Annotated in this window: 12 protein-coding genes, 7 tRNA genes and 2 pseudogenes; 1 reads left to right on the top strand and 20 read right to left on the bottom strand. The window is 34.9% G+C overall.

What is annotated here, in order from left to right; translation table 11 throughout:
* The 13 genes and pseudogenes from tnpA to TA89_RS19050 form a co-directional block, all read right to left on the bottom strand.
* Window positions 1-257 (bottom strand): annotated as a pseudogene (gene tnpA / locus TA89_RS08070) (IS200/IS605 family transposase); the annotation flags it as partial.
* A gap of 505 nt (window positions 258-762) precedes the next feature.
* Window positions 763-828 (bottom strand): annotated as a pseudogene (locus TA89_RS19280) (XkdX family protein); the annotation flags it as partial.
* A complete protein-coding gene (locus TA89_RS19285) occupies window positions 822-899 on the bottom strand; it encodes an XkdX family protein (RefSeq protein WP_082023882.1) in 78 nt (25 codons plus the stop codon). The pseudogene TA89_RS19280 and the gene TA89_RS19285, both read right to left, overlap by 7 nt.
* Before the next feature lies 1 nt (window position 900).
* Window positions 901-1,062, bottom strand: coding sequence for a hypothetical protein (locus tag TA89_RS18240; RefSeq protein WP_156120029.1), 162 nt, complete (start codon window positions 1,060-1,062; stop codon window positions 901-903).
* Between the two features lie 278 nt (window positions 1,063-1,340).
* Window positions 1,341-1,535, bottom strand: a complete 195-nt coding sequence (locus TA89_RS08075) for a hypothetical protein (RefSeq protein WP_040212391.1) — start codon at window positions 1,533-1,535, stop codon at window positions 1,341-1,343.
* Complete coding sequence (locus TA89_RS18245; RefSeq protein WP_156120030.1) at window positions 1,532-1,672, bottom strand: hypothetical protein; 141 nt, start codon at window positions 1,670-1,672, stop codon at window positions 1,532-1,534. The genes TA89_RS08075 and TA89_RS18245 overlap by 4 nt, the downstream gene beginning before the upstream one ends.
* A 12-nt stretch (window positions 1,673-1,684) precedes the next feature.
* A complete protein-coding gene (locus TA89_RS19040; RefSeq protein ID WP_278246220.1) occupies window positions 1,685-1,813 on the bottom strand; it encodes a hypothetical protein in 129 nt (42 codons plus the stop codon).
* Window positions 1,773-2,207: a DUF4355 domain-containing protein gene (locus tag TA89_RS08080; RefSeq protein ID WP_052447374.1), complete on the bottom strand. Its 435-nt coding sequence runs from the start codon at window positions 2,205-2,207 to the stop codon at window positions 1,773-1,775. The genes TA89_RS19040 and TA89_RS08080 overlap by 41 nt, the downstream gene beginning before the upstream one ends.
* A gap of 306 nt (window positions 2,208-2,513) precedes the next feature.
* A complete protein-coding gene (locus TA89_RS08085) occupies window positions 2,514-2,792 on the bottom strand; it encodes a hypothetical protein (protein WP_040212392.1) in 279 nt (92 codons plus the stop codon).
* Window positions 2,793-3,475: 683 nt separating this feature from the next.
* Complete coding sequence (locus TA89_RS18835) at window positions 3,476-3,775, bottom strand: minor capsid protein (RefSeq protein WP_242850106.1); 300 nt, start codon at window positions 3,773-3,775, stop codon at window positions 3,476-3,478.
* A 127-nt stretch (window positions 3,776-3,902) separates the two neighbouring features.
* A complete protein-coding gene (locus TA89_RS18840) occupies window positions 3,903-4,055 on the bottom strand; it encodes a hypothetical protein (RefSeq protein ID WP_242850107.1) in 153 nt (50 codons plus the stop codon).
* Between the two features lie 105 nt (window positions 4,056-4,160).
* Window positions 4,161-4,595: a phage portal protein gene (locus TA89_RS19045; RefSeq protein WP_278246221.1), complete on the bottom strand. Its 435-nt coding sequence runs from the start codon at window positions 4,593-4,595 to the stop codon at window positions 4,161-4,163.
* Entirely contained in the window at window positions 4,549-5,238 is a 690-nt protein-coding gene (locus tag TA89_RS19050) for a phage portal protein (protein WP_341349989.1), read from the bottom strand. The genes TA89_RS19045 and TA89_RS19050 overlap by 47 nt, the downstream gene beginning before the upstream one ends.
* Window positions 5,239-5,503: 265 nt before the next feature.
* Between TA89_RS19050 and TA89_RS08100 the strand changes: the two genes are divergently transcribed.
* Window positions 5,504-5,785, top strand: a complete 282-nt coding sequence (locus tag TA89_RS08100) for a tyrosine-type recombinase/integrase (RefSeq protein ID WP_082023881.1) — start codon at window positions 5,504-5,506, stop codon at window positions 5,783-5,785.
* Window positions 5,786-5,890: 105 nt separating this feature from the next.
* Here the strand turns inward: TA89_RS08100 and TA89_RS08105 are convergent.
* From TA89_RS08105 to TA89_RS08135, 7 genes are all read right to left on the bottom strand, one after another.
* Window positions 5,891-5,967, bottom strand: a tRNA-Arg gene (locus TA89_RS08105).
* A gap of 46 nt (window positions 5,968-6,013) precedes the next feature.
* Window positions 6,014-6,087 (bottom strand) — tRNA-Gly (locus TA89_RS08110).
* Between the two features lie 23 nt (window positions 6,088-6,110).
* A tRNA-Gly gene (locus TA89_RS08115) sits at window positions 6,111-6,185 on the bottom strand.
* Window positions 6,186-6,190: 5 nt separating this feature from the next.
* A tRNA-Leu gene (locus tag TA89_RS08120) sits at window positions 6,191-6,274 on the bottom strand.
* Between the two features lie 16 nt (window positions 6,275-6,290).
* A tRNA-Lys gene (locus tag TA89_RS08125) sits at window positions 6,291-6,366 on the bottom strand.
* 2 nt (window positions 6,367-6,368) lie between these two features.
* A tRNA-Gln gene (locus tag TA89_RS08130) sits at window positions 6,369-6,443 on the bottom strand.
* Between the two features lie 3 nt (window positions 6,444-6,446).
* Window positions 6,447-6,522: transfer RNA gene (locus TA89_RS08135), tRNA-His, on the bottom strand.
* Window positions 6,523-6,525 lie beyond the last annotated feature (3 nt).

The raw sequence follows: 6,525 nt of genomic DNA on the forward strand, positions 1-6,525 counted from the left end.
AGTGTACTCTTTCCTTTCAAGTATCCCATAAATTGTGACACGCTTAATTTCGGTGGTATACTTACAAGTATATGTATATGATTTTTACATGCATTTGCTTCTATTATTTCTACCCCTTTATGATTACATAACTGTCTCTATATTACTGCTATATCCGCTTTAATCTGGCCATATATTATTCGCCTTCTGTATTTTGGTGCAAAGACTATGTGATATTTACAATCATATTTGCTGTGTGCTAAACTACTATTGTCCATCAGGACACACCTCCGTATAATCTAGTTTTGGTCGGCAAACCTAATTCTATTTTATATCGGAGGTTTTCTTTTTTTCTACTCACCGCTGAAAGCTTTTTTGAAGCAACCGCATAGCAGGTGGTATTCTACAAACAAGAAAAAGCACGTAAATTATATAATCTACGTTCTTTTATTCATGTAGTATTATCTATATATATTTCGTAAATAATTGTCATTTGCTTTTTATGTTTTTATAGACTTTTTCCAATATAAACATTGAAGGAATTAATAAACCAACTATTCCACCGTAATCATACATTCCGGAATTATGGCTAAAAAACCATGCAATATTAGAGCATAAAACAGAAGATAACAATGACACAAATATTAAAATCATCCTAGCACTCCTTTAATATAATTAATATTTATAATATTAATTATAACCCATATACCATTTATAGCTAGCATTATTAATATTTTACAATGATATACTTTCCTATTTATATGTTCTTATAAATAAGTTTAGCTATATAACCGGAGGAGCAACATAATCTTCCCCGGTTATCAACTTATATTCCTCAGCTGTTATTTTACATCATGCACCATACTTTTAGTCCAATACCCTTGGTCATAATAGTATTTTATTCTTTCGAAGTTTAGCATTTTACATTAAACGTCCCACCATAAGAGCATAATTTATCTCTGCGTTATCCCTCTCTAATAATTTAATTTTATTATCTCTAGTCTGTACCTCTTCCTGAATATTAGCTTCTATGACATCCTCAAGTAAAGGGCAGTTCTGCATAATCTGGTCAAATAAACTCATATTCCTCTACCTCCAAACATTCAAAATTTCATTAATTTTATTTTTTAAGTCAGATACAGCTTCTGTAGTTAGTAATGTAATACTCTTCATCCTTAATTCCCTGTCTGCCAACGATAATATACTTTTCCATAAGCTTCCGATGTTATCAAAGGCTCTGTCTAGCTCCCCTTCTAAATTACCTACCCCGCTTGCTAGGTTAGAAGCATACTTTATGTTTACTGAAGGAGGTATTAAATTATTAAGGTGTAGACTTCCACTCTTGAAGTATTTTAGTGACGTTATGTTACAGCTGCAGGAGCAAATTCGTCTAGAACTCTGTCAGCTCTTAAGTATCCCTCTACAACTAAGCTGCAAGGCATGCCTCCATGAGTAACATCAACAGTCCTGTACAAGACAACTACAGGAGTAGCAGATAATGTTTCAGATCCTGAAGTCTCTGTCTGCTTTGCAACTTTTCCAACCTCATCAATCAATGTTTCACAATCAGCTTTTTTCCATCTGCATTAGCAGTAATTCCAGTAGGCTCAACAGTACAGCTAAAAGTCACCAGGTTGCCTGGGGTTACCAATATTTCCATGTCATTTACATAGTCTTCCCTTTTAAAATACATACTTGATTCCTCCTATTTACTTGCCCAAGGGTCGCTTGGAGCAGAATTTGTTTTATTGTTTTCCTGTGCTATTGACTGACCTACAGACACCTTTGTACCATCAGCATTGGTTCCGTCTGGTACATAACTGGACTTTTTCATTTTTTTCATCAACTAAAGACTCTAATCCTTTAGACCATTCATCACCAAAGCTGTCTAAATTAGCCTTTGTAGATTCTAAATCTTCACCGAGAAGCTTCTCAACGAATTTAACCGGAAGTTTTTTCTCCAAAGCGTATTTAGTAATTTCGGCAAGAAAGTCCTTTTTAACCATCTCAACTTTAAGCTTTTCAATCTCTTTTTTAGCCTCGGCGGCTTCTTTCTTGGATGGATCCGTAACCAAATCAGAATACTTCTCAGAAATGAATGGTTCCAGCTCCTTCTCAAGATTATTTTCCTTCCAGGTACTCAAGGCCTTATTGAAATACTTATCATTCTCGCTCTCAAGGAAAGCTTTGAAGTCTTTTTCCTTAAGCTTGCCCTTAAAAGCATCCAATGTAAGCCTGCTCGCTTAAAATGTTTCCTCTATGTCACTTCCGGCCAGTAAGGAATTGATGTCCTCATCCTCCTTGGCCTTTTTGATTATCTCTAATAATTCTTTTTTTAACATATATCCTCCTTATCCCTTAAACTACTATAAGCACCTTAAGACATATATTTTTTATATTTAATGATGTAGCTTTAACCCTTCACACGCCTTAAGCCCATGAGACGTTTTTAGGTATAATAAAAAGCCTTAGTTTCCTAAGACTTAATTTTGAACATAATAAAAGCACCTACCATCTAACTTAGCAAGTGCTTTTTATAAATTATTATACTCCTCTATAGCGTTCTTTATCATAATTTTATACTGTTTCATTTCATCGTCGCTATTTATATCTTCATTAGTAATTGCTTCTTGTAATACATACTTCATATATTCTATTTCAATTAACTTTTCTAATTTTAAATGCTCTTGGAAGGTCCATCCACCTTTTTTTAATAGTGGCCAATCAGGAATATTATTTAATCCAGGTTTATACTCAAACAAGTTTTCTTTATATTCTTTGGGAAGTTTTATTTCTATCAATACATTTTTCATTGAAAGTCACTCCACCTTTCCATAAATCATTCCATACTCCCTTTCTATTTCTTCAGTTACTTCGTTTAAAAATTTATTCCATACGTCATAAATCTTAATTTCATCATCTAACTCTGGATATTTTTTACTAATCCTATTATAAATTTTTTCATACTTTCCTAAGAAACCTATATCTTTTATCAGTGAGGATTTCAGGTTTCCTCTATCTATATAATACTTTGTTCCATCAATACATTCAAGCGTTAATGATTTTACTGTTTTATTTATTATAATATGTTGTATATCATATCTTGAAAACGTAGTTGATGATGGATGATTATGTGAAAGTATCAGTGAATTATCATCAGCCTTTTTTAATTTATCTAGAAATTCCTTAGTTAAATTAATTTCATCAATTTTATTTCCTTCTATTGAATCAATTACTATATTTTACTCTAAATCAAGAATAAATATTTTTTCTTTTCTATTATCAATCTTAAACTATTCAACTGTTTATGGATATCATTTAAAGCATCAGAATTCTTTTCACTAATATTAAGTTCTTTATTCCAATTAATGTTAGATTCTTTATACGAATAATCGTGACCATCTCCCTTATCTGGAGACATTATTCTTATTTTGTTATTATATTTAGTATTATAATCGGAATATCTATCATTATCTTCTATAGAATTAAATCCCCTTCAAAGAGGATGAACAACTCCTGGAGCTTCATCAAGTGGATAAACCTTGCCATCCAAGGCAGCACACTCTGAGCAGGTTCTGCGGTCTAAAACTTCATTCCTTCTAACTTTAATAACTCCTGTTTCCTTGCAAAACCGTATGAAAGCTACATCCTCACAGCGGTTAACTTCTGTTTCAACAAGCCTCCTTGCATTATAGGCTCTGGAATTGTAGGTATCCTCAATGTCCTTCTTAATATGATTGACATTTATCTTTCCATCAAGAAAATCCTTAACCTGCTTATGAAGGTTACTAGCCACCGCCCACTCATTCTCTCAGACACGCTTTGAAAAATGCTTGCCTTTGAAGTTGCTTTCTATGATTTTGCTAACATCATACAGTCCGGCATTATAGGAGTAGAATTTAAAGGTCTTTCTGACAGACTCATCAAGGATGTTGTATATAAGCTTCTCCCTGAGTCTTGCACTGCCCTTTAACACCTTTAAGAATCATTGTAGATAGTCCTTTGTATTCCTTATCCTTTTCTTTGCCTTTAAGGTTCATAAGACCATCAGTAACTGCATAGGTAAGCATAACCATAGCAATCTTTTGAAGGAGTTCATCCTTATTTGCCTTCTGCTCTTTCTATACTTCCTTAACTGCTCATTTGCTTCATCATATAGGCTTTCTATAAATTCAATCTCTTTATCCTTCATTATCATCACTCAAACTATTTAAATCTATCTTAGGCATTTCTTCCTGCTTCTCTTTTTCCACCTTTGCAGCTTCCACAACCTTATTATTTATGAAGCTGAACAGACCTCTTGCAGTATCCTTGGATATAGCTCCCTCAGGAACCTGTGCAAGCATCTGACCAGTAGCAGTATCATCAGATGGAATGTTAGGAGTATAAAGAGCCTTTACGTCCTTATAGTCATATGCCTTGTCCTTTTTAAGGTTCAGATACATAAATAGAAAGCGCAGCCTGTTTTTAACCATATTCTTATGAGCTTTAATTTCAAGATTACACTTATTTTCAAGGACTATAAGCCTTGACCTAAGAGTTATCCCTGATAGATTGGATTGAATCTTCTCATTGTGGTTTATATGGCAGGCAATCTGATACCATAGTATCTTCACCTGATTGTGGGAACTGCAGAACTCCTAATTTCTTCATATCAACAAGATCATCTTCTTTAATTTGAGCATTTTTAAAAAGCAGATGAGCGTTCCTAAAGTCACTTATCTCATTCCCTATATCAGAGAGGTTGGACTCGAATGCATACCGCAGTCCTTTGATATCTTTATACAAGCTGTCGTCTACACCTTCATCAGTAAGCTCTTCGATAGTGACTGGAACCTCTCCAAAAATATTCTCATTAGGTTCTGCTATCTCATTAAATTTACTGTGAAAATGGTATATATAAGATTCCGTATAGACATCAATGTATGAAGTTCTTGGGTCAAAATCATTATTAAAGGAATGAATAAAAAATAAAACCTTTCCTGAAGCTTTATCTCTATAAATGTAGCCTTTAGTAGGTTTTATAATCTTGCTGCAAAAATCAGCATTATCATCAATATAATAGAGTTCATAAATAGTAGTAAATATAAGCATATACTTCATAAGGTCAGTGTCATGGAGCTCATTCCAATGGGCTGTATAATACTCAATATCACTTACTACGCTATCGTTATTCTTCATTGACTCATAAGTGATATAATTGCCAAGAGTATATGCTACCTCTTCCTTGATAAACTTTTTGATGTAATTTACATTTATATTTAAATTTGACCTTTAAGTTACGAATAAATACTTTTTAATTGCATCTCTATTGCCTTTATAGCATTCATACATCTTTTCAAAGATGTTTCTGAAAACATGATAAGATCCATAATCTTTCCTAACGATTTTAAGATACTCATGGTTACGAAGATCCAATCCTATCTGTTTTTTTAAATAACTTCTTAATTAAGTCACTTATTAATCTCAATCCATCACCTCCTAAAGGCCTAATAGCCTCCTATATATCAGCATAACTTTCTGGATGATCCACAATACATTGGTAGAAATTATAGAAGAGCTATTAAGGATTATAATATATGTAAAAGCCTTGAGATACCATATATACGCTTTTCATGACTTGAGATACACCTTTGCATCTCTCATGCTTATATCCGGAGTAAATCCCAAAGTAGTTAGTGAAATTATGGGACACGCTAGTGTAAGCCTTACTCTTAACACATATAGCCATCTACTCCCTGGAATAAAAGAAGGAGCTGCTGAAAAATTGAATCATGTGATATCCCCACAAAAAAGTGAGGATTAATTTTTAATTTCATATTGACGCAAAATATGACGCATAATTAATTTTTAACCTTCTTCAAGCAAAACAAAAACCCTCATAAACTTAGTATTCATGAGGGTTTAGCTATGGCGCACCCAGAGGGATTCGAACCCCCGACCTTCGGATTCGAAGTCCGCAACTCTATCCAGCTGAGCTATGGGTGCATGGTTTGAATATAAGAAAAGACAACCTTTGTAGTTGTCTTTTGTATGGAGCGGGTGATGGGAATCGAACCCACGTAGCTAGCTTGGAAGGCTAGAACTCTACCATTGAGTTACACCCGCATATAGCATCATTTGTTATAAAGTGGAGCGGAAGACGGGATTCGAACCCGCAACTTTCACCTTGGCAAGGTGACACTCTACCGTTGAGTCACTTCCGCATACTTGGTGCAGGTGAAGGGAGTCGAACCCCCACGCCGTAGGCGCTAGATCCTAAGTCTAGTGCGTCTGCCAATTCCGCCACACCTGCATCTGTATAATTAAATTGGTGGCTCACCGGGGAATCGAACCCCGGACACCATGATTAAAAGTCATGTGCTCTACCGACTGAGCTAGTGAACCTTTGGCTGGGATGGCAGGATTTGAACCTACGCATGACGGAGTCAAAGTCCGTTGCCTTACCGCTTGGCGACATCCCAATATGGGGTGAACGATGGGACTCGAACCCACGACAACCAGTGCCACAAACTGGCGCTCTACCAACTGAACTACGTTCACCAT

This window comes from Clostridium polynesiense (genome assembly GCF_000820705.1).
GTDB classification, from domain to species: domain Bacteria; phylum Bacillota; class Clostridia; order Clostridiales; family Clostridiaceae; genus Clostridium_AA; species Clostridium_AA polynesiense.